Origin of the sequence: Pseudomonas sp. A014, assembly GCF_052378495.1 — a bacterium.
GTDB lineage: Bacteria > Pseudomonadota > Gammaproteobacteria > Pseudomonadales > Pseudomonadaceae > Aquipseudomonas > Aquipseudomonas machongensis.
Genome location: NZ_CP199001.1, coordinates 1,263,037 through 1,283,316 on the forward strand (window position 1 = coordinate 1,263,037; position 20,280 = coordinate 1,283,316).

19 protein-coding genes are annotated in these 20,280 nt (G+C 64.8%); 8 read left to right on the plus strand and 11 right to left on the minus strand.

The window, feature by feature from the left end; translation table 11 throughout:
- Positions 1–137 precede the first annotated feature (137 nt).
- Both ACTYOL_RS06050 and ACTYOL_RS06055 read left to right on the plus strand, forming a co-directional pair.
- On the plus strand, positions 138–1,238 hold the full coding sequence (locus tag ACTYOL_RS06050; RefSeq protein ID WP_200603177.1) for an efflux RND transporter periplasmic adaptor subunit: 1,101 nt from the start codon (positions 138–140) through the stop codon (positions 1,236–1,238).
- A gap of 6 nt (positions 1,239–1,244) precedes the next feature.
- Positions 1,245–4,313, plus strand: coding sequence for an efflux RND transporter permease subunit (locus ACTYOL_RS06055; protein WP_151925345.1), 3,069 nt, complete (start codon positions 1,245–1,247; stop codon positions 4,311–4,313).
- Between the two features lie 9 nt (positions 4,314–4,322).
- Here the strand turns inward: ACTYOL_RS06055 and ACTYOL_RS06060 are convergent, their stop codons facing one another.
- Both ACTYOL_RS06060 and ACTYOL_RS06065 read right to left on the minus strand, forming a co-directional pair.
- Complete coding sequence (locus tag ACTYOL_RS06060) at positions 4,323–5,015, minus strand: pseudouridine synthase (protein ID WP_151925346.1); 693 nt, start codon at positions 5,013–5,015, stop codon at positions 4,323–4,325.
- Positions 5,016–5,025: 10 nt separating this feature from the next.
- On the minus strand, positions 5,026–5,247 hold the full coding sequence (locus ACTYOL_RS06065) for a cysteine-rich CWC family protein (protein ID WP_153773982.1): 222 nt from the start codon (positions 5,245–5,247) through the stop codon (positions 5,026–5,028).
- Between the two features lie 234 nt (positions 5,248–5,481).
- Here ACTYOL_RS06065 and ACTYOL_RS06070 point away from each other — a divergent pair, with 234 nt between their 5' ends.
- On the plus strand, positions 5,482–5,895 hold the full coding sequence (locus tag ACTYOL_RS06070) for a hypothetical protein (RefSeq protein WP_153773983.1): 414 nt from the start codon (positions 5,482–5,484) through the stop codon (positions 5,893–5,895).
- Positions 5,896–5,897: 2 nt separating this feature from the next.
- Here ACTYOL_RS06070 and ACTYOL_RS06075 read toward each other — a convergent pair whose 3' ends face one another.
- Positions 5,898–7,004 carry an enoyl-CoA hydratase/isomerase family protein gene (locus ACTYOL_RS06075; RefSeq protein ID WP_153773984.1) on the minus strand — a complete coding sequence of 369 codons (1,107 nt, stop codon included), beginning with the start codon at positions 7,002–7,004 and terminating at the stop codon, positions 5,898–5,900.
- 129 nt (positions 7,005–7,133) lie between these two features.
- Here ACTYOL_RS06075 and ung point away from each other — a divergent pair, with 129 nt between their 5' ends.
- Positions 7,134–7,826 carry a uracil-DNA glycosylase gene (ung, locus tag ACTYOL_RS06080; protein ID WP_054891851.1) on the plus strand — a complete coding sequence of 231 codons (693 nt, stop codon included), beginning with the start codon at positions 7,134–7,136 and terminating at the stop codon, positions 7,824–7,826.
- An 84-nt stretch (positions 7,827–7,910) separates the two neighbouring features.
- Here ung and ACTYOL_RS06085 read toward each other — a convergent pair whose 3' ends face one another.
- From ACTYOL_RS06085 to ACTYOL_RS06105, 5 genes are all read right to left on the minus strand, one after another.
- The gene (locus tag ACTYOL_RS06085) at positions 7,911–8,942 is read right to left on the minus strand and encodes an AbrB family transcriptional regulator (protein ID WP_153773985.1); all 1,032 of its coding nucleotides are present in this window, start codon (positions 8,940–8,942) and stop codon (positions 7,911–7,913) included.
- Entirely contained in the window at positions 8,935–10,449 is a 1,515-nt protein-coding gene (locus ACTYOL_RS06090; RefSeq protein WP_054891849.1) for a tripartite tricarboxylate transporter permease, read from the minus strand. Before ACTYOL_RS06090 ends, ACTYOL_RS06085 begins: the two co-directional genes overlap by 8 nt.
- 3 nt (positions 10,450–10,452) lie before the next feature.
- Positions 10,453–10,911: a tripartite tricarboxylate transporter TctB family protein gene (locus tag ACTYOL_RS06095; RefSeq protein ID WP_153773986.1), complete on the minus strand. Its 459-nt coding sequence runs from the start codon at positions 10,909–10,911 to the stop codon at positions 10,453–10,455.
- A gap of 138 nt (positions 10,912–11,049) precedes the next feature.
- Complete coding sequence (locus ACTYOL_RS06100; protein WP_153773987.1) at positions 11,050–12,030, minus strand: Bug family tripartite tricarboxylate transporter substrate binding protein; 981 nt, start codon at positions 12,028–12,030, stop codon at positions 11,050–11,052.
- Positions 12,031–12,061: 31 nt separating this feature from the next.
- Positions 12,062–13,336 carry an OprD family porin gene (locus ACTYOL_RS06105; protein ID WP_063543370.1) on the minus strand — a complete coding sequence of 425 codons (1,275 nt, stop codon included), beginning with the start codon at positions 13,334–13,336 and terminating at the stop codon, positions 12,062–12,064.
- A gap of 201 nt (positions 13,337–13,537) precedes the next feature.
- Here ACTYOL_RS06105 and ACTYOL_RS06110 point away from each other — a divergent pair, with 201 nt between their 5' ends.
- Together ACTYOL_RS06110 and ACTYOL_RS06115 are read left to right on the plus strand one after the other, a co-directional pair.
- The gene (locus tag ACTYOL_RS06110; RefSeq protein ID WP_054891845.1) at positions 13,538–14,209 is read left to right on the plus strand and encodes a response regulator; all 672 of its coding nucleotides are present in this window, start codon (positions 13,538–13,540) and stop codon (positions 14,207–14,209) included.
- The gene (locus ACTYOL_RS06115) at positions 14,202–15,581 is read left to right on the plus strand and encodes a sensor histidine kinase (protein ID WP_054891844.1); all 1,380 of its coding nucleotides are present in this window, start codon (positions 14,202–14,204) and stop codon (positions 15,579–15,581) included. Before ACTYOL_RS06110 ends, ACTYOL_RS06115 begins: the two co-directional genes overlap by 8 nt.
- An 18-nt stretch (positions 15,582–15,599) precedes the next feature.
- Here ACTYOL_RS06115 and ACTYOL_RS06120 read toward each other — a convergent pair whose 3' ends face one another.
- Together ACTYOL_RS06120 and ygfZ are read right to left on the minus strand one after the other, a co-directional pair.
- Positions 15,600–16,406 (minus strand): HDOD domain-containing protein, encoded by an 807-nt coding sequence (locus tag ACTYOL_RS06120; RefSeq protein WP_054891843.1) that lies wholly within the window; start codon positions 16,404–16,406, stop codon positions 15,600–15,602.
- A gap of 55 nt (positions 16,407–16,461) precedes the next feature.
- On the minus strand, positions 16,462–17,403 hold the full coding sequence (ygfZ, locus tag ACTYOL_RS06125) for a CAF17-like 4Fe-4S cluster assembly/insertion protein YgfZ (RefSeq protein ID WP_200603179.1): 942 nt from the start codon (positions 17,401–17,403) through the stop codon (positions 16,462–16,464).
- Positions 17,404–17,538: 135 nt separating this feature from the next.
- Between ygfZ and ACTYOL_RS06130 the strand changes: the two genes are divergently transcribed.
- Together ACTYOL_RS06130 and ACTYOL_RS06135 are read left to right on the plus strand one after the other, a co-directional pair.
- On the plus strand, positions 17,539–17,793 hold the full coding sequence (locus ACTYOL_RS06130) for an FAD assembly factor SdhE (RefSeq protein WP_054891841.1): 255 nt from the start codon (positions 17,539–17,541) through the stop codon (positions 17,791–17,793).
- The gene (locus tag ACTYOL_RS06135; RefSeq protein ID WP_197893202.1) at positions 17,777–18,232 is read left to right on the plus strand and encodes a protein YgfX; all 456 of its coding nucleotides are present in this window, start codon (positions 17,777–17,779) and stop codon (positions 18,230–18,232) included. The genes ACTYOL_RS06130 and ACTYOL_RS06135 overlap by 17 nt, the downstream gene beginning before the upstream one ends.
- A gap of 61 nt (positions 18,233–18,293) precedes the next feature.
- Here the strand turns inward: ACTYOL_RS06135 and nadB are convergent, their stop codons facing one another.
- Complete coding sequence (nadB, locus tag ACTYOL_RS06140; RefSeq protein WP_197893204.1) at positions 18,294–19,898, minus strand: L-aspartate oxidase; 1,605 nt, start codon at positions 19,896–19,898, stop codon at positions 18,294–18,296.
- Positions 19,899–20,280 lie beyond the last annotated feature (382 nt).

Genomic DNA, 20,280 nt, shown 5'->3' on the forward strand with positions numbered 1-20,280 from the left:
GCGGCTCGCGGCTGCTACGCACGTCGCGGCGCAAATACATTTTTCTCTCATGCACCTGCTTCCCGGAGTCGTTTCGCTGACTTAATATACCCGCCAGTATAATTATTCGATGCGTCCTCTGCGAAAGGTCTTCCATCATGTTGCGTCGTGCGTCGCCCCTCGTCCTGCCCCTTGCCTGCCTTCTGCTGCTCACTGCCTGTGGCCAGGAGGCTGCTGCACCTGCGGCCCCGCGTCCGGCACTGGTGATCCAGCCCCAGCCCACCGGCGCCTCGGCCGACAGCTATCCGGGCGAAGTACGCGCCAGGTTCGAGCCGGAACTGGCGTTCCGTATTGGTGGCAAGGTCAGCAAGCGCCTGGTCGAGGAAGGGCAGCGGGTCAAGGCCGACCAACCACTGGCCGAGCTCGATCCACAGGATGTGCGCCTGCAGTTGGAGGCCAACCGCGCGCAGATGGCGGCCGCCGAAGCGAACCTGTCGCTGGTGCGGGCCGAACGCGACCGTTACCAGAAGCTGCTCGACCGGCAGATGGTCAGCCATTCCCAGTTCGACAATGCCGAGAACCTCTACCGTGCAGGTCTTGCCCGCCTCAAGCAGGCCAAGGCCGAATTCGACGTGGCCGGCAACCAGGCCGAATACGCGGTGCTGCGGGCGCCGCAGAACGGGGTGATCGCCAAGCGCCAGGTCGAAGTCGGCCAGGTGGTTGCGGCGGGGCAGACAGTGTTCACCCTGGCCGCCGATGGCGAACGTGAGGTGGCCATCGGCCTGCCCGAGCAACAGTTCGCGCGTTTCTCGGTAGGGCAGGCGGTCAGTGTCGAACTGTGGTCGCACCCCGAGCAACGCTTCGAGGGACGCATCCGCGAGCTGTCACCGGCGGCCGATCCACGCTCGCGCACCTTCGCTGCGCGAATCGCTTTCACATCGACGCAAGCCCCGGCAGAGCTGGGCCAGAGCGCCAAGGTGTACATCGCCCATGCCGAACACTCGCCGCTGTCGGTGCCGCTGTCGGCGGTGACTGCCGAGCAGGGCCAGGCTTATGTCTGGCGGGTTGGCAAGGACAATCGGCTGGAGCGTGCGCCCGTGCGTCTCGGCCCTTATGGCGCAGACAGCGTGCCGGTGCTCGAAGGGCTGGGCGCCAGCGACTGGGTGGTCGCCGCGGGTGGCCACGTGCTGCGCGAAGGCCAGGAGGTACGGCCGGTCGATCGCAGCAACCGTGTGGTGAACCTGGCGATCAAGGAGTAAGTCCCGATGGGTTTCAACCTTTCCGCCTGGGCGCTGCGCAATCGCCAGATCGTACTGTTCCTGATGATCCTGTTGGCGGCCATTGGCGCCATGTCCTACACCAAGCTGGGGCAGAGTGAAGATCCGCCCTTTACCTTCAAGGCCATGGTCGTGCGTACGCTGTGGCCTGGTGCCACCGCCGAAGAGGTGTCCCGACAGGTCACCGAGCGCATCGAAAAGAAGCTGATGGAGACCGGCGAGTACGACAAGATCGTCTCGTTCTCCCGTCCGGGTGAGTCCCAGGTCACGTTCATGGCCCGCGACTCGATGCATTCGAACGAAATTCCCGAGCTGTGGTACCAGATCCGCAAGAAGGTCGCGGACATTCGTCACACCTTGCCACCGGAGGTGCAGGGGCCGTTCTTCAACGACGAGTTCGGCACCACCTTCGGCAATATCTACGCCCTGAGCGGGGCAGGCTTCGACTATGCGGTGCTCAAGGATTATGCCGACCGCATCCAGATCCAGCTGCAGCGGGTCAAGGATGTGGGCAAGGTCGAGCTGATCGGCTTGCAGGACGAGAAGATCTGGATCGAGCTGTCCAACACCAAGCTGGCGACCCTTGGGGTGCCGCTGGCGGCGGTGCAGCAGGCGTTGCGCGAGCAGAATGCGGTGAGCACCGCGGGCTTCTTCGAAACGCCCAGTGAGCGCTTGCAGCTGCGGGTCAGCGGGCGCTTCGACAGCGTCGAGCAGATTCGCCAGTTCCCCATCCGTGTAGGCGACCGAACCTTCCGCATCGGCGATGTCGCCGAAGTCCATCGCGGCTTCAACGACCCACCTGCGCCACGTATGCGCTTCATGGGCGAGGATGCCATCGGCCTTGCCGTGTCGATGAAGGACGGCGGTGACATTCTGGTACTGGGCAAGGCGCTGGAAGCCGAGTTCGCCCGCCTGGCGCACAACCTGCCGGCGGGCATGGAGCTGCGCAAGGTGTCCGATCAGCCGGCAGCGGTCAAGGCTGGGGTCGGCGAGTTCATCCAGGTGCTGGTCGAGGCACTGGTCATCGTGTTGCTGGTGAGCTTCTTCTCGCTGGGGGTGCGCACGGGGTTGGTGGTGGCGCTGGCGATCCCGCTGGTGCTGGCGATGACCTTCGCCGCGATGCACTACTTCGGCATCGGCTTGCACAAGATTTCGCTGGGGGCGCTGGTACTGGCCCTGGGGTTGCTTGTGGACGATGCGATCATTGCGGTCGAGATGATGGCGATCAAGATGGAGCAGGGCTACGACCGGCTCAAGGCGGCGAGCTATGCCTGGTCGAGTACCGCCTTCCCGATGCTGACCGGCACGCTGATCACCGCTGCGGGCTTTCTGCCGATCGCCACGGCCGCGTCGAGCACCGGCGAGTACACCCGGTCGATCTTCCAGGTGGTGACCATCGCCTTGCTGACCTCGTGGGTCGCGGCGGTATTGTTCGTCCCCTACCTGGGCGACCGCCTGCTGCCGGACCTGGCCAAGCGCCACGCGGCGCGTCACGGCAATGGCGAGCATACGCCCGACCCTTATGCCACGCCGTTCTACCAGCGTGTGCGCAAGGTGGTGGAGTGGTGCGTGCGCCGTCGCAAGACCGTGATCGTGCTGACCATTGCCGCTTTCATCGGCAGCATCGTGCTGTTCCGCTTCGTGCCCCAGCAGTTCTTCCCTGCGTCGGCGCGGCCTGAGCTGATGATCGACCTGAAGCTCGCCGAAGGGGCTTCGCTGGCCAATACCGCCGAGCAGGTCAAGCGCCTGGAGGCCCTACTCAAGCAGCAGGACGGTATCGACAACTACGTGGCCTACGTCGGCACCGGCTCACCGCGTTATTACCTGCCGCTGGATCAGCAACTGCCGGCGGCGAGCTTCGCCCAGTTCGTGGTGCTGGCCAAGTCGCTCAAAGACCGCGAAGCCCTGCGCAGCTGGGCCATTACCACCCTTGAGCAGGAATTCCCGCAATTGCGCTCGCGGGTCACGCGCCTTGAGAACGGTCCGCCCGTGGGTTACCCGGTGCAGTTCCGGGTCACTGGTGAGCACATCGAGAAAGTACGCGCCCTGGCCCGCGAGGTGGCGGCCAAGGTGCGCGAGAACCCGCATGTGGTCAACGTGCACCTGGACTGGGAGGAGCCGAGCAAGGCGGTGTTCCTGGCGATCGACCAGGACCGTGCCCGCGCGTTGGGGGTGAGTACCTCGCACCTGTCCAGTTTCCTGCAGAGCTCGTTGACAGGTACTACGGTCAGCCAGTACCGCGAGGACAACGAACTGATCGAGATCCTCCTGCGCGGTACCCGCGAGGAGCGCAGCGACATGGGTAGCCTGGGCAGCCTGGCGCTGCCGACCGACAACGGCCAGAGCGTGGCGTTGTCGCAGGTGGCGACGCTGGAGTACGGCTTCGAAGAGGGCGTGATCTGGCACCGCAATCGCCTGCCGACGGTGACCGTGCGTGCCGACATCTACGACAAGGAACAGCCGGACAGCCTGGTCAAGCAGATCCTGCCGACTCTGCAGCAGGTGCGCGAGCAGTTGCCCGACGGCTACCTGCTGGAAGTCGGCGGCACGGTGGAGGATGCCCAGCGCGGTCAACGCTCGGTGAACGCGGGCATGCCGCTGTTCATCGTGGTGGTACTGAGCCTGCTGATGATCCAGCTGCGCAGTTTCTCGCGCACGGTGATGGTGTTCCTCACCGCGCCGTTGGGGCTGATTGGTGTGACCCTGTTCCTGCTGGTGTTCCGCCAGCCGTTCGGCTTCGTGGCGATGCTTGGCACCATCGCGCTGGCAGGGATGATCATGCGTAACTCGGTGATCCTGGTGGACCAGATCGAGCAGGACATCGCCGCTGGGCTGGACCGTTGGCAGGCGATCATCGAGGCCACGGTGCGGCGCTTCCGGCCCATCGTGCTGACCGCCCTGGCGGCGGTTCTGGCGATGATCCCGCTGTCGCGCAGCGTGTTCTACGGGCCGATGGCGGTGGCGATCATGGGTGGTCTGATCGTGGCCACGGCGCTGACGCTGTTGTTCCTGCCGGCGCTGTATGCGGCGTGGTTCAGGGTGAGGAAGAACGCCTGAGGCCGATCTTCAGACCGCCGCGATTTCCTCGGCGGTCAGCGTCCTGAACGCACCTGGCGCCAGGGCCGGGTCCAGATGGATCGGCCCCATGCTTTCGCGGTGCAGGCCGATCACCTTGTTGTCGAAGTGGCCGAACATGCGCTTGACCTGGTGATAGCGCCCTTCGACGATCGCCAGCCGCGCGCTGCGTGGGCCCAGAATGTCGAGTTGGGCGGGCAGGGTGGTGAGGTCTTCGAAGGCGAAGTAGAAGCCTTGGCGGAATTTGTCGATGTAGTGCGCGCCGATTTCGTCCTCGGTCTCGACCAGATAGATCTTCGCCTGCTTGGTGCGTGGTTGGGTCAGGCGGCGTGACCATTGGCCGTCATTGGTCAGGATCATCAGGCCGGTGGTGTTGTAGTCCAGGCGCCCGGCAATGTGCAGGTCGTCACGCAGTTCGGGCGGCAGCAGGTCGAGTACGGTGGGGTGCTGCGGGTCGCGGGTGGCGCTGACGCAACCGGCGGGCTTGTGCAGCATCAGGTAGCGTGCTGGGCGCCCTGCCTGCAGCAACTGCTCATCGACCTCGACTCGGCTGAATTCACGCACCTCGTGGCGCGGATCGATCACCGGCTGCGCGTCGACCCGCACACGGCGCTGCACCAGCAGCACGCGCACCTGCTGGCGATTGTACTGGGGGAAGTTGGCGAGAAATCGATCGAGGCGCATCGTACAAGTCTTAGAGAGGCTGCCGCTGGTCGGCTGCCTTGAGCTGTTCGTCGACTGCTGCACAGCGAGGGCACAGACAGGCTTTGTTACGCAGTTCGTCGGGAAGCGCTTCGAGCACAGCGGAGTCGATGCTGACGCTGAAACACCAGCAGGCCTGGGTGGCACTGCGCGGGTCGGCCAGGGCGCACTGGTTGGCGGCGCCGCAGGCGGGGCAGCGCTGGCTGTCGTTCATGGGGGCTTCCGGGTATTCGAGGTAGATCTGCACGGAGGCGCGCAGTATATCCGCTCACAGCTCTTGTCGCGCCTCTGTCCATTTGTATTTCCAGATCGTTCTGTCTGTTTCAATTTGTTGCGCAAATGGCACCGGACCTCGGGCGCACTGTCTTACTCAGTGTCGATCAACGTGTTGCGATCGACGCCCGCCAGCGCCGCTGTGCCGGGCAATCCAGCGGTCCAGGAGGCCGCCATGTACCCTCGAATCCTGTTGGTCGTTCTGCTTGGCCTGATGACCAGTGCCTGCGCCCCATACTACGGGGGCGGGGGCTATTACCGCAGCGAGTACTACACCGCTGACCGCTACGCCTACCCGGGTTACTACTATCGTCAGGACCGTTACTACGTCGCGCCCCAGCCTCGGTATTACTACCAGACGGCACCGCGTTACTACCGTCCAGCGCCGGCGCCTTACTACCGGCCCTACACGCCACCGGTGGTGAACCAGTGGCATGGCAATCCGCGTTATGACTACGGCAACCGCCAGCGCTATGACTATGGGCGTGACCGCGATCGCCAGGACTATCGTGGTGGTGGGCGGGATGATCGCTGGCATTCCAATGGGCAAAGGGACCGGGGGCGCGGGGATCGCAACTGGCAGCGATAGGATCAGCCCAGATCTGCCAGCGGGTGTCGCCCCTCCCAGACTTTAGCGAAATGCGCGTCGACCACCGCCGCTGGCACCTTGCCGATATCCGGCCAGTGCCAGCGCGGTTGGTTGTCTTTATCGAGCAAGCGAGCACGCACCCCTTCGCTGAATTCCGGATGCCGACAGCAGTTCAGGCTCATGGCGTATTCCATCTGGAACACCTGGGCCAGCGACAGGTGACGGGCGCGGTGAAGCTGTTCCCAGACCAGATGACCCGTGAGCGGGCAGCCTTCATGCAAGCGCTCGCCCGCCTTGGCCAGCAGTGGATCGGCGTGTTGTCTCAAGCCGCACACGGCCCGCCAGGCGGCTACCGGGTCAGCGATATCGAGCAGCGCATCGATCACGGCGCGGCGGGGCAGCCACTGCGCCTCGGGAAGTTCGCCCCAGGCGCGATGCTGCTCGGCCCTGAGCAGGCTGTTCAGTTGCAAGTCGGTCTGTTCCTGCCAGTTCAGTTGCAGCAGTTCCTCAATCAGCGCCGCCTGCTGCTGCTCGCCGAGGAAGCGGTCCGCCAACCCCAGGTCAAGGGCGTCACGGGCATTGATCGGCGCACCTGTCAGCGCCAGAAACAGGCCAAGCTTGCCCGGCAGGCGGCTGAGGAACCAACTGGCACCGACATCCGGATACAGACCGATGCTCACCTCCGGCATCGCCAGGCGGCTGCTGGGGGTGACGATGCGTACATTGGCACCCTGCAACAGGCCCATGCCGCCGCCCAGCACATGACCGTGGCCCCAGCACAATAGCGGCTTGGGGTAGGTGTGCAGCAGATAGTCGAGGCGGTATTCGGCGGCGAAGAAGGTTGCCGCCAGCGGCGGCACGCTGCCGGGATGCTCGCGACAGGCCTGTACCAGCGCCCGGACATCGCCGCCTGCGCAGAAGGCCTTTTCGCCATCGCCGCGCAGCAGCACGCAGACGACGCCCGGATCGCGCGCCCATTCGCGCAGGTGCGAATCGAGCATCTCGATCATCGGCAGGGTCAGGGCGTTCAGGGTCTTGGCGGCATCCAGGGTGGCGATGCCGATACGGGCGCCATCGGCGCCGGTGAGTACCTCGCAATGAATGGACATGGACAACCTCGCGCAAGTCGTCGCACAAGTATGGCTTGCCTGGCCGATCGTGCTTGTCACCGGTCGGAGCGATTGACAAGCCGGGGCGGCTTTCCTAGTGTCGCGCCCACTCTGATTCAGGATGGCGCCATGACCGACGACGATCGCATCAAGCTCGAACCTAGCTGGAAGGCCGCATTGCGTGCCGAGTTCGACAAGCCCTACATGCAGCAGCTGCGCGAATTCCTGCGCCAGGAATATGCCGCGGGCAAGGAGATCTATCCACCTGGGCCGCTGATCTTCAACGCCCTCAACACCACGCCGCTGGACAAGGTGAAGGTGGTGATCCTCGGCCAGGACCCTTACCACGGCCCCGGCCAGGCCCATGGTCTGTGCTTCTCGGTGCAGCCGGGCGTGCCGACGCCGCCTTCGCTGGTGAACATCTACAAGGAGCTGCAGCGCGACCTGAACCTGCCGATCCCCAATCACGGCTACCTGCAGAGCTGGGCCGAGCAGGGGGTGTTGCTGCTCAACACCACCATGACGGTCGAGCGTGCCAATGCTGCGTCGCATGCCAAGAAGGGCTGGGAGTTCTTCACCGACCGCATCATCGAGCTGGTCAGCGAGCAGTGCGAGAACGTGGTGTTCCTGCTGTGGGGTTCCCATGCGCAGAGCAAGCAGAAGCTGATCGACGGGACCAAGCATCTGGTGCTCAAGTCGGTGCATCCGTCGCCCTTGTCGGCGTATCGCGGATTTTTGGGTTGCGGGCATTTCAGCCGGACCAACGGCTTCCTGCAGCAGCGCGGATTGGAGCCCATCAACTGGGCGGTGCCGCCGTTGTAAGGGCTTGCGGTCGGGTTGGTCTCTTCGCGGGCAAGCCTGCCCTCAGCCAGTGGGAGCGGGCTTGCCCGCGAAGAGACCGACCGCTCAATCGCCCTGGCGCACCCAATACCTGAACATCGGCTCTGCCAGAAACAGCACGAACAGCAGCCGCATCACCTGCAATGCCGTCACCAGCGGCACCGACAGTTGCAGGGTCTCCGCCGTCAGGCTCATCTCGGCAATCCCCCCCGGCATCATCCCCAATGTCAGCGAACGCAGGTCCAGGTGGCTGAACAGGCTCAGCACCCAGGCCGCTCCGCCTGCGATCAGCATGCACAGGGCCGTCGCCACCAGGGTGCGCCCCAGGAATGCCGGCGCACGGCGGAAGAACGCGCGGTTGAAGTGACAGGCCAGGCCACTGCCGATCAGCCACTGGCCGATCTGGCTGGCGCCGTTGGGCAGGCCGATCTGCAGGTTGTTTGCCAGGCTGATGCTGGCGGCCACCAACAGTGGCCCGAACAACCAGGGGTTGGGCTGGCGCAGGCGTTGCCAGAGCAGCGCCATGCCGATGCTCAGCGGCGCGATCAGCGCCAGCCAGCCCCAACTGACGCTGCCGGCATGGTTCAGCGCCACGCCATCGCCCAGCAGCAGCTTGAACAGCGCCGGTACGCACAGCACCACCGCCAGCACGCGCAGGCTCTGCGCTGCCGCTACCTGGCTGAGTACCGCACCGTTGCGCGCGCCCAGGTTGACCATTTCCCCCGAGCCGCCAGGCATGCTGGCAAAGAATGCCGTGGCACGGTCCTCACCGGAGCGGCGCAGCAGCCACACGCCGACGCCGCTGGAGACCGTGGTCAGCAGCGCGCCGAAGAAGATCAAGCCGAAATGGCTGGCAACCTGTTCGATCACTTCCGGGGTGAAGTGCAGGCCGATACCGATACCGATGACCCACTGCCCGCATTTGCGGCCGTTGGGGATCTCCGACAGCTGCCAGGGGGTGAGGCAGCGTACTGCGATGATCGCCAGCAGCGAGCCGACCATCCACGGCAAAGGCCAGCCGACCTTGCTGGCGATGAAACCGCCAGCAAGTCCGACCAGCCCGGTGGCCCAGAACAGCGGCAACGACCGATCAGGCATCAGCCATGGCCCGGCGCTGCAGGCTGCGGCGGCGCCAGATGCGCAGCAGCGGGAGGGCCAGCATGCAGAACACCAGTGCCCACACGCTCATGCTGATCGGGCTCGACCAGAGGATGCCCAGCTCGCCGTTGGAGATCGACAGCGCACGGCGCAGGTTCTGCTCCATCAGCCCGCCGAGGATGAAGCCCAGCAGGATCGGCGACAGCGGGAAGTCGAGCTTGCGCAGGATGTAGCCCATGATGCCGATGCCAACCATCAGGAACAGGTCGAAGGTGGTGGCGTGCACGGCATAGACGCCGATCGCGGTGATGATCGCGATCACCGGCACCAGCGCCCAGTTCGGCACGGCAAGGATGCGGGTGAAGATGCGGATCATCGGGATGTTCAGGATCACCAGCATGATGTTGGCGATGAACAGCGAGGCGATCAGGCCCCACACGATGTCAGGCTGCTGTTCGAACAGCAGTGGGCCGGGGGTGATGTTGTACAGGGTCAGTGCACCGATCATCACGGCGGTGGTGCCCGAACCTGGTACGCCCAGGGTCAGCATTGGCACCAGGGCGCCGCAGCAGGATGCACCGATGGCGGTTTCCGGGGCGGCGAGGCCACGGGCATCGCCCTTGCCGAACTTGCCGCTGGTCCCGGCGATACGCTTCTCGGTCATGTACGCCACGGCGCTGGCCAGGGTGGCACCGGCACCGGGCAGCACGCCCATGAAGAAGCCGAGCAGGCCGCAGCGAATGTTGACGACGAAGACCGAGGCCGCTTCCTTGAGGTTGAACAACATGCGCCCGGTGGCCTTGACGGCCTGGTGGCCATGGTGGGTCTTTTCCAGCAGCAGGAGAATCTCGCTGATGGAGAACAGGCCCAGTACCAGCACGACGAACTGGATACCGTCGGCCAGGTGCACGCTGTCACCGGTGAAGCGGTACACGCCGCTGTTGGCGTCGATGCCGACGGCGGACAGGAACAGGCCGATCAGCGCGGCGATGAAGGTCTTCAGTGGCTTGTCGCCGGCCATGCCGCCGAGGGCGACGATGGCGAACACCATCAACACGAAGTACTCCGCCGGTCCGAAGGCGATCGCCCATTTCGCCAGCAGCGGGGCAAACAGCACCATGCCGCAGGTAGCGATGAAGGCACCGATGAACGAGCTCCAGGCCGACAGTGACAGGGCGACACCGGCCAGGCCCTGGCGGGCCATCGGGTAGCCATCGAGGGTGGTCATCACGGTCGAGGCTTCGCCCGGGATGTTCAGCAGGATCGAACTGATCCGGCCGCCGTACTCGCAGCCCAGATACACCGCGGCCAGCAGGATCAGCGCCGACTCCGGCGGCAGGCCGAGGGCGAAGGCGATGGGGATCAGCAGCGCCACACCGTTGATCGGGCCCAGGCCTGGCAACAGGCCGACGACGGTGCCGATCAAGGTGCCGCTCAGGGCAGTGACGAGGTTGTAGGGGCTCAGGGCGACGCCGAAGCCCTGGCCGAGGTAGCTCAAGGTATCCATGTGTCAGTTCTCCAGTACGTCGAGCAGGCCGAGGGGCAGGGGGACATCCATCACCCGGTCGAACAGCCAGTAGAGGAAGATGCTCATGCCCACCACCACCATGGCGCTGTGCAGCCAGCGGCCGCCATACAGGCGGGCCATGGGCAGGCCGGTGAGGACGGCGCTGAGGATGAAGCCCAGCGACTCGAAGGTGGCGGCGAAGACGATCAGCAGGCCGATGCAGGCGGCGATCTTGGTGAGGGTCTCGCGGTCCAGGGGAATTTCATCGTCCTTGTGCACGATGGGCGTCGGACGAATCGCCAGATACAAAAGGCCCAGGCTCATCAGGCCGAGCATCAGCAGCGGGTAGGCCCGCGGCCCTACCGGCTCATAGGAAAACGCCGCCTGGTACGGCCAGGCCATGACGGCCAGGGCGGCGCAGACTGCCAGCAGGACCAGGGCGAAGATGCGTTGCAGGATCATGAAGGAATCCTCGATAGAAGCGGCTTTCATGCTTCCCTGTGGGAGCGGGCTTGCCCGCGAATGGAACAGACCAGGCAACGATGCTGCTGCGACTGGCGAATTCGCGGGCAAGCCCGCTCCCACAGAGATCGCAGGGGCTTACTGAATCAGGCCGAATTCCTTGGCCAGGGTCTTGTAGTCGGCGACCTGCTTCTTCACGTAGCCATCGAGCTCTTCACCGGTCATGGCGAACGGGAACAGCTCGCGCTGGTCACGCAGCTTGGCGAAGTCTTCCGAGGCCAGCAGCTTGTCGAACGACTCCTTCCACCAGGCGTAGTCTTCGTCGCTCACCTTCGGGCCGAGGTAGAAGCCGCGCACCACCGGCCAGACGATGTCGTAGCCCTGCTCCTTGGCGGTCGGGATGTTCTTCATTTCAGGTTCGTCCAGGCGATTTTCCGAGAACACCGCGAGGATGCGCATGCTGCCGCTCTGGATGTGTGGCATGGAGTCGGAAATGTCGGTCGAACCCACCTGGATATGGCCGCCGAGCAGCGCGGTGGCGATTTCGCCGCCGCCTTCCAGGGCCACGTAACGCAGGTCGCGCGGGTTGATGCCGGCAGCCTTGGCGATCAGCGCGGTCTGCATCCAGTCCTGGCTACCCACGGTGCCGCCGGAACCGATCACCACCTTGCTCGGGTCCTTTTTCAATGCCGCAACCAGGTCATCGAGGGTCTTGTAGGGCGAGTCGCTTTTCACTGCGATGGCGCCATAGCTGGTGCCGACGGCGGCCAGCCATTTCACCGCGTTCTCGTCGAAACGGCCGAACTTGCCCTGGGCCAGGTTCAGCAGCGAGCCACTGGACCAGGCGACCAGCGTGCCACCATCGGCCGGACGCTGGGCCACCACGGCGTTATAGGCCACGGCGCCAACACCGCCTGGCATGTAGGTGACGCGCATGGGCTTGCTGAGGATCTTCTCCTCGACCAGTGCGCTCTGTACCAGTTTGCAGGTCAGGTCGAAACCGCCGCCGGGCGAGGCCGGGGCGATGCATTCCGGGCGTTTCGGTTCGGCGGCCAGGGCGTTGCCTGCCAGCAGCAGGCAGCCAGTGGCAAGGACGAGTCGGCGTAGTGAAAGGTTCATCGTCTATCTCCGTGAGCGTTGTTGTTATGGGTTACCACAGGGCCACGCTGTAGCTGACCAGCAGGCGTACTTCATCGGCGTCGCGGGCGAAGTTGGAACGGAAGGTGGCGTTGCGCAGGCGCACTGCGACGTTCTTCAGCGGACCGCTCTGCACCACATACTTGAACTCGGTGTTGCGTTCCCATTCCTTGCCTTCGCTGCCATCGGCGCGGCTGACGTTGTCGCCGTTGATGTAGCGGGTCATGAAGGTCAGGCCGGGGATGCCCAGGGAGGCAAAGTTGTAGTCGTAGCGGACCTGCCAGGAGCGCTCGTCGGCGCCGGCGAAGTCGTTGATCTGGACGAAGTTGACCAGGTACGGGTCGGCGCCGTCGACATAGGGGAAGGCGCTGTCGCCAGACAGGTGCTGGTAGGCGGCGCTGAACTTGTGGCCGCTGAGCGCGTAGCTGAGCATGCCGTTGACCGTGGTGTTGTCGATCTTGCCGGCCAGGGCCTTGCCCTGTTCGTCGCTCTTCGAGAGGCGCAGGTCGGCGCCGAAGGTGCCGGGGCCCCAGGGCTGGGTGGCGACCATGCCGACGAAATGCTGGCGGTAGATGTCGTCGAGCTGGGCGAAGTGGTAGCTGCCGGTGATGCGGTCGGTGAACTTGTAGTCCAGGCCGCCCAGGTCGAAGTGATCGGCGCGGAACGTACCACCGAAGCGGCCGTTCTTGTTGTTCAGCGCCAGGTCTTCCCAGTTGGTGTCGTCACGGTCCTTGGCCTTTTCCAGGCGCCCGCCGGTGAAGGTCAAGTTCTTGATCTCGCGGGAGGTGAGCAGGCCGCCTTCGAAGGTCTGCGGCAGGATGCGCCCGTCGTTGGGTTGCAGCGTCGGCAGTTCCGGGATCAGGGTGCCGACCTTGAGTTCGGTCTGGGAGATCTTGACCTTGCCGGTCAGGCCGAGCTTGGAGTACTCGTTGGCCGCCTTGCCGTCGTCGTGGGTCGGCAGCAGGCCGGTGCCTGTACGGTCCTTGCTGGAGTCGAGCTTGATGCCGAGCATGCCCAGGGCGTCGAGGCCGAAGCCCACGGTGCCGTCGGTATAGCCGGATTCGAAGTTGAGCATGAAGCCCTGGGCCCATTCGTCGCGCTTGGATTGCTGCGAGCTGGTGCCATCGCGGAAGTCGCGATTGAAGTACATGTTGCGGGTTTCGAAGGTGGCCGTACTGTCTTCGAAGAAGGCGGCCTGGCTCATCGGGGCGATGCCGGCAAGGGCAATGGCGCTGGCGAGCGTGGAGGGGCGGGCGCAAAGGGACCGGCTGGGCTGCATTGACAGCATCGTCGTCTGACTCCGTTTTATTGTTCTTATTCGTTGCACCTTGCTGGTGCTTTTTTCGGCGCGTGGAGCGACCGTGGTGCGATGCTAGGTGGCGAACCTTTCGCTAACCTTTCAGCGCGAAAGGTTTGTCACAAGGGCTTCACAGTCCCCACGACGGCGTTACACTCCGCGCCACCGCCCAACCCGAGCAGGGAGAATCCGATGCGTGTGCTGCTGGTCGAAGACCATCTGCCGTTGGCTGAAAGCGTGGCCCAGGCCCTCAAGAGCCAGGGCTTGACCGTGGATGTGCTGCATGACGGCGTCGCCGCCGACCTGGCCCTGGCCAGCGAGGACTATGCTGTCGCCGTGCTGGATGTCGGCCTGCCGCGCATGGACGGCTTCGAGGTGCTGGCGCGCCTGCGCTCGCGGGGCAAGACCCTGCCGGTGCTGATGCTCACCGCGCGCAGCGACGTCAAGGACCGCGTGCACGGCCTGAACCTTGGGGCCGACGACTACCTGGCCAAGCCTTTCGAGCTCACCGAGCTTGAGGCGCGGGTCAAGGCCCTGCTGCGCCGTAGCGTGCTCGGTGGCGAACGTCAGCAGCGTTGCGGGCCCCTGGTGTACGACCTGGACACGCGGCGCTTTGCGCTGGGTGACGAGCCGCTGACCTTGACCTCGCGGGAACAGAGCGTGCTCGAGGCGCTGATCGCCCGTCCCGGGCGGGTGATGAGCAAGGAGCAATTGGCCGCCCAGGTGTTTGGCCTGGACGAAGAAGCCAGCCCCGATGCCATCGAGATCTACATCCATCGTCTGCGCAAGAAGCTCGATGGCCATCCGGTGGCCATCGTCACCTTCCGCGGTCTGGGCTACCTGCTCGAGCATCGTGATGCGTGACAACGGCAGCCTGCGCGCGCGCCTGCTCGGCAACCTGGCGCTGTTGCTCGTGGTGCTGATGTTGGCCAGTGGCCTGAGCGCATACTGGAATGGCCGCGAGGCCGCCGACACCGCCTATGACCGCACGCTGCTGGCCTCGGCGCGGACCATTGCCGCCGGCCTTTCCCAGCGTGATGGCACGCTCAGCGCCGATGTGCCCTACGTCGCGCTGGACACCTTTGCCTACGACAGCGCCGGACGCATCTACTACCAGGTGCTGGATATCCACCAGAAGTTGATTTCCGGTTACGAGAAGCTGCCGCCGCCGCCGCCTGGCACGCCGCGCACCGACGACTATCCGGCACTGGCGCGCTTCTACAACGCCACCTACCTGGGGCAGGACGTGCGCGTGGTGAGCCTGCTCAAGGCTGTCAGCGAGCCGAACATGAACGGCATGGCCGAGATCCGCGTGGCCGAGACCGAAGAGGCGCGGGTGAGCATGGCGCGTGGGCTGATGGCCGATACCTTGCTGCGCCTGGGCATGCTTGCGCTGGGTGCGCTGGTGATGGTGTGGTTTGCAGTCAGTGCTGCGCTGCGTCCGCTGGAGCGCCTGCGCACGGCGGTGGAAGCCCGTCAGCCCGACGACCTGAGGGCCCTGCCGGTGGTGCAGGTACAGCATGAGCTGGGGCCGCTGGTGCGGGCCTTGAACCATTTCACCGAGCGGCTGCGTGGGCAGTTCGAGCGCCAGGCGCAGTTCATCGCCGATGCCGCCCACGAGTTGCGCACACCGCTGGCGGCGCTCAAGGCGCGGGTGGAGTTGGGCTTGCGCTCGCGGGAGCCCGAGGAGTGGCGCCAGACCTTGGAGTCCGCGGCCCAGGGTACTGATCGCCTTACCCACCTGGCCAACCAGCTGCTGTCGCTGGCCCGGGTGGAAAATGGCGCGCGGGCGATCGCCGAAGGCGGTGCAAAGCGCCTGGACCTCAGCCAGCTGGCCCGCGAACTGGGCATGGCGATGGCACCGCTGGCCCATGCCCGTGGTGTTGCCCTGGCGCTGGAAGCCGAGGCGCCGGTGTGGCTCAAGGGAGAACCGACCTTGCTCAACGAGCTGCTCAGCAACCTGGTGGACAATGCACTGGCCCATACGCCGATGGGCGGCAACGTGATTCTGCGGGTGCTGGCCCCCGCCGTACTGGAGGTCGAGGACGATGGCCCGGGGATTCCACTGGATGATCGCGAGCGTGTGTTCGAGCGCTTCTACCGGCGCAGTGCCCAGGGCAGTGGGCTGGGGTTGGCGATCGTCGGCGAAATTTGTCGTGCGCATCTGGCGCAGATCAGCCTGCATGATGGCGACAACGGCGGTTTGAAGGTGCGGGTGAGTTTCATCGCGGATTGACCGCCGCACCCGCGGCATTCAGCGCAACATGTCCCGCGCCTCGACCAGTTCCATCAGGTCCAGCTCCTTGCCCTCCGGCAGGCGCAGCAGCTTGTAGGCGGGGAGGCTGGTCAAGGGCTGGCCGCGCCCGCGCAGGCTGAGCGAGCGAGCGATCTGGACGATGCCGATGTAGTCGATCTTGTCGGTCTCGCGCTCCAGGTTCTGGACCTGGCTGGGCAGGTTGACCAGTTGCTCTGGAAACTCCCAGGCGCTGAGGATCTTGTCGCCCAGCACCGGTTGAATCTGCTCGATGACATAGTGCAGGCACACGGGGTCGGACAGCAGCTCGTTGTGCTCTTCGGCGTAGATCAGCACCGGCAGGGCGCCGATCTGGTGCACGAGCCCACCCAGGGTGGCCTGATCGGGTTTGAGGTGGGTGTAGCGCCTGCATATTTCGTAACTGATGCCCGCTACTTCCAGGCTGTTTTCCCAGATATCGCGCAACTTGTGCTCCACCGCCGCCGAGCGGGCATGGAAGATCTGTTCGATCACCAGGCCGATGGCCAGGTTGCAGCTGTAGTTGACGCCCAGGCGCGTGATCGCGGTGTGCAGGTCGGTGACCTCCACCAGTGCGCGCAGCAGCGGGCTGTTGACCACCTTGATCAGGCGCGCCGAGAGCGCGGCATCGCGACCGATCACGCGGCTCAAGGCGGCCACGCTGATTTCGCTGTCTTCGGCGGCTTCGCGGATGCTCAGGGCAACCTCTGGCAGCGTGGGCAGGACCAGGTCGTCGTTGTCGATGGCAGCGAGCAACTGCGCTTGAACCATCTCGGCCAGCTTGTTCATGGACTTCTCTACCGCAGTGGTGGGGCTGCCCCGCCGCAGCGGCGGGGCGGGCTGGTCAGCGCTGGATTTCCCGGTCGCGGTCCAGTTCGTAAGGCAGGTCGAGCAGGGTCAGGCGCGGCCCTTCGAGGCTGCCCAGGTGCAGGTTGTCATCTTCCACCGAGTCGGCGCTGAGCACTGCCAGCAGTTCGACACCTTGCTCGGCGGGTGCCGAGATGACTACCTCGCCGACAGACGAGCCGTGGGTGGGCGAGAAGATTTCTGCGCCTGGTGCGGGCGCTTCGTCCACGGGCAGCGAGAGGCGATACTGGCGACGCTTGAGCTTGCCCAGGTACTGCATGCGCGCGACGATTTCCTGGCCGGTATAGCAGCCCTTCTTGAAGCTCACGCCGTCGACGGCCTGCAGGTTGATCATCTGCGGGATGAACAGTTCACGGGTCGGGCCCATGACCTGGCCGATGCCGGCGCGGATCTGGCCCAGCAGCCAGGCATCCAGGGTGCCTTCGGGCAGCGCGGCGGCGAGGGTTTCGCGCACGTTGGCGGCCTGTTCGGCGGGCACCCACAATTCGACGCGAGCGGGCGAGACGGCGATGGCCAAAAGCCCTTCATGACGCACCGTGGCGCCGGCTGCCTGCGGTGTTTCAAGCCCCAGCGCCTGCAGCGCGGCATCGCCCTGCTGCAAGCCGAAGCGCACCCAGGCGGTACTTTCGTCGGTCAGCGTGGCCTTGGAAAAGACCGCGTACTTCTTCAGGTCCGCCAGTTGCGCCTCGAGCAGTTCGCTGGCCATGGCAAGGAGGTAGCCATTGCCCTCGGGCAGGATGCGGAAGCTGGATTGCATGCGGCCTTTGACCATGCAGCGCGCGCCGAGACTGGCGTGCTGCAGATTCAGGTAGTCGAGGTTGCAGGTCAGCTGGCCTTGCAGGAATTTTCCGGCGTCGGAGCCGCGGACAGCGAGGATGCCCTCGTGGGACAGGGGACAGAAGAAAGCGGAGTCGGCCATGGGTCATCGCGGTAGCTATAAAGACTGGCGGCCATCATAGAACGCCAGTAACAAAATAGGTAGGTGACTAGACCAATGCCTCGTGCCGCTGCGGTTGCAGCGCGGTATACTGCGCGACCATTCGAGGAGGGCCCCATGGTCGAACAAACTGAACTCAACCGGCTTTTCTGGCACAGCCGCCGCGGCATGCTGGAGCTGGACGTGCTGCTCGTCCCCTTCACTCAAGAGGTCTACCCGAACCTGAGCGAAGCGGATCGCGAACTGTACCGCCGCCTGTTGACCTGCGAGGACCAGGACATGTTCGGCTGGTTCATGGAGCGTAACGAATCCGAAGACCCTGAGCTGCAGCGCATGGTCCGCATCATCCTGGACCGTGTCCAGCCCAAGTGAGTGCTTCGAGTGCCGTTGGCAAGGCTCGCGCCTGCTGCTGACGGCCTATCTTTGCGGGCAGGCGCTGGCGCTCGCCACCCTGTGGTCAGTCGAGTTGCCCTGGTGGTTGGCAGCTTGTGCACTGATTGGCTGCCTCGCCCATGCCTGTTGGGTGATTCCCCGCCGTATCCTTCTGACTCATCCCGATGCCGTGACTGGCTTGCGCCGTGATGCGCGTGGCTGGCAGGCGTTCAGCCGTGCCTGTGGCTGGGAGCGGATAAGGTTGTGTCGTGACAGCGTCGCTCTGCCGCGGATAGTGGTGTTGCGCTTCGTGCGCGACGGGCGGCGGGTTGCCCAGAGTCAGTGCATTCCAAGGGATACGCTGACGGCGGATGAACACCGGCGGCTTCGTGTGCGCTTGAAGTTCAGCCGGCGCCGGTGGGTGATGGCGCCAGAGTGAGGTGAGAGTTGCCGACCTCCTCGCGGGCAAGTCGCCAAAGGCGAAAAGGTCGGCGCCAGGCTCAGGTCGGGCTGAGTACCGTATCCCTGGCCTCATCCAGCATCCCCGGATAATCCAGGGTGTAGTGCAGCCCACGGCTTTCCTTGCGCTGCATCGCCGAGCGAATCATCAGCTCGGCCACCTGCGCCAGGTTGCGCAGCTCGATCAGGTCGCGGCTGACCTTGTAGTTGCTGTAGAACTCGTCGATTTCGTCGAGCAGCAGACGCACCCGGTGCTCGGCGCGCTGCAGGCGCTTGCTGGTGCGCACGATGCCCACGTAGTCCCACATGAATCGCCGCAGTTCGTCCCAGTTGTGCGCGATGATCACGTCCTCATCCGAATCGGTGACCTGGCTGGCATCCCAACAAGGCAGGGCCTGCGGTCTGCTGACTTCGTCCAGGTGCGCCTCGATGTCCGCTGCCGCCGCACGTCCGTAGACGAAGCACTCCAATAGCGAGTTGCTGGCCATGCGGTTGGCCCCGTGCAGGCCGGTGAAACTGGTTTCGCCGATGGCATACAGGCCCGGCACGTCGGTGTGCCCGCGCTCATCGACCATCACGCCGCCGCACGTGTAGTGGGCCGCCGGTACCACGGGGATTGGCTGGCGCGTGATGTCGATGCCGAAGGTCAGGCATCGTTCGTAGACCGTGGGGAAGTGGCTCTTGATGAACTCGACAGGTTTGTGGGTGATATCCAGGTACACGCAGTCCACGCCCAGGCGCTTCATTTCATGGTCGATGGCGCGGGCGACGATATCCCGTGGCGCCAACTCTTCACGTGGGTCGAAGCGCGGCATGAAACGCTCGCCGTTGGGCAGGCGCAGCAGTGCGCCTTCGCCGCGCAGGGCCTCGGTGATCAGGAAGCTCTTGGCTTGCGGGTGGTACAGGCAGGTGGGGTGGAACTGGTTGAACTCAAGATTCGCCACCCGACAGCCAGCGCGCCAGGCCATGGCAATGCCATCACCGCAGGCGCCGTCGGGGTTGCTGGTGTAGAGATAGACCTTGGCTGCACCGCCAGTCGCCAATACCGTGAAGCGCGCGCCGAAGGTGTCTACCTCGCCGCTGTTGCGGTCGAGCACGTAGGCGCCCAGGCAGCGGTCGCCGGGCAGGCCCAGGCGCCGCTCGGTGATCAGGTCCACGGCCACACGCTGTTCGAGCAGGTCGATGTTCGGGCGCTGGCGTGCCTGTTCCAGAAGGGTGGTGAATATCGCGGCGCCCGTGGCATCGGCGGCATGGATGATGCGGCGGTGGCTGTGACCGCCTTCACGGGTTAGGTGGAACTCGAAGCCTCCGTCGTCGACGCCGTGGTGTTCGTCGCGCGTGAAAGGCACGCCCTGCTCGATCAGCCACTCGATGGCTTCGCGGCTGTGCTCGACGGTGAAGCGCACGGCGTCTTCATGGCACAGGCCTGCGCCTGCATTGAGCGTGTCCTCGACGTGCGACTGCACCGTGTCGGTGTCGTCCAGTACTGCGGCGACACCGCCCTGGGCCCAGAAGGTAGAGCCATTGGCGAGGTCGCCCTTGCTCAGCACGGCAACGCGCAGGTGGCTGGGAAGGTTCAGTGCCAGGCTGAGACCGGCGGCGCCACTGCCGATCACCAGGACATCATGTTGGAATTGTTGGCTCATGTCGGGACACTAGTAACTAGGGAAGGGGAGCGGCACAATAGGCATGCGTATATGGCATTGTGAAACTATTGGAAAAGTGCCGGGCTGCCTTTATAGCAGCCCCCGGCGTCGGATTTCCAATGGCGGTTGCGCGGGCGCGGCGACTTTGTGGGAACTTTCCAGCACCCCTGCAAATCTCAAGAAGGCTGCCCGTCTGCCACGATTGCCGAGGCGACGCAGGACAGCAGCTCTACCCGGGCTGAAACCTGTGTATTCGAAACACCGATTATCGACGCAGCCGGCTGCGACCGCGCTGTGTCTTTTTCGTGCGAGCCGACCAGAGGCCGCAGGAAACTTGCTTGGAGGGGAGAACTTTTGCGCAAAGCCCGAGTCTATGGTTGCA

Excerpts from the sequence above, each read along its gene's own strand:
- ACTYOL_RS06050 (WP_200603177.1), top strand. The coding sequence starts at position 138 with ATGTTGCGTCGTGCGTCGCCCCTCGTCCTGCCCCTTGCCTGCCTTCTG.
- ACTYOL_RS06055 (WP_151925345.1), top strand. The coding sequence starts at position 1,245 with ATGGGTTTCAACCTTTCCGCCTGGGCGCTGCGCAATCGCCAGATCGTA.
- ACTYOL_RS06060 (WP_151925346.1), bottom strand. The coding sequence starts at position 5,015 with ATGCGCCTCGATCGATTTCTCGCCAACTTCCCCCAGTACAATCGCCAG.
- ACTYOL_RS06065 (WP_153773982.1), bottom strand. The coding sequence starts at position 5,247 with ATGAACGACAGCCAGCGCTGCCCCGCCTGCGGCGCCGCCAACCAGTGC.
- ACTYOL_RS06070 (WP_153773983.1), top strand. The coding sequence starts at position 5,482 with ATGTACCCTCGAATCCTGTTGGTCGTTCTGCTTGGCCTGATGACCAGT.
- ACTYOL_RS06075 (WP_153773984.1), bottom strand. The coding sequence starts at position 7,004 with ATGTCCATTCATTGCGAGGTACTCACCGGCGCCGATGGCGCCCGTATC.
- ung (WP_054891851.1), top strand. The coding sequence starts at position 7,134 with ATGACCGACGACGATCGCATCAAGCTCGAACCTAGCTGGAAGGCCGCA.
- ACTYOL_RS06085 (WP_153773985.1), bottom strand. The coding sequence starts at position 8,942 with ATGCCTGATCGGTCGTTGCCGCTGTTCTGGGCCACCGGGCTGGTCGGA.
- ACTYOL_RS06090 (WP_054891849.1), bottom strand. The coding sequence starts at position 10,449 with ATGGATACCTTGAGCTACCTCGGCCAGGGCTTCGGCGTCGCCCTGAGC.
- ACTYOL_RS06095 (WP_153773986.1), bottom strand. The coding sequence starts at position 10,911 with ATGATCCTGCAACGCATCTTCGCCCTGGTCCTGCTGGCAGTCTGCGCC.
- ACTYOL_RS06100 (WP_153773987.1), bottom strand. The coding sequence starts at position 12,030 with ATGAACCTTTCACTACGCCGACTCGTCCTTGCCACTGGCTGCCTGCTG.
- ACTYOL_RS06105 (WP_063543370.1), bottom strand. The coding sequence starts at position 13,336 with ATGCTGTCAATGCAGCCCAGCCGGTCCCTTTGCGCCCGCCCCTCCACG.
- ACTYOL_RS06110 (WP_054891845.1), top strand. The coding sequence starts at position 13,538 with ATGCGTGTGCTGCTGGTCGAAGACCATCTGCCGTTGGCTGAAAGCGTG.
- ACTYOL_RS06115 (WP_054891844.1), top strand. The coding sequence starts at position 14,202 with ATGCGTGACAACGGCAGCCTGCGCGCGCGCCTGCTCGGCAACCTGGCG.
- ACTYOL_RS06120 (WP_054891843.1), bottom strand. The coding sequence starts at position 16,406 with ATGAACAAGCTGGCCGAGATGGTTCAAGCGCAGTTGCTCGCTGCCATC.
- ygfZ (WP_200603179.1), bottom strand. The coding sequence starts at position 17,403 with ATGGCCGACTCCGCTTTCTTCTGTCCCCTGTCCCACGAGGGCATCCTC.
- ACTYOL_RS06130 (WP_054891841.1), top strand. The coding sequence starts at position 17,539 with ATGGTCGAACAAACTGAACTCAACCGGCTTTTCTGGCACAGCCGCCGC.
- nadB (WP_197893204.1), bottom strand. The coding sequence starts at position 19,898 with ATGAGCCAACAATTCCAACATGATGTCCTGGTGATCGGCAGTGGCGCC.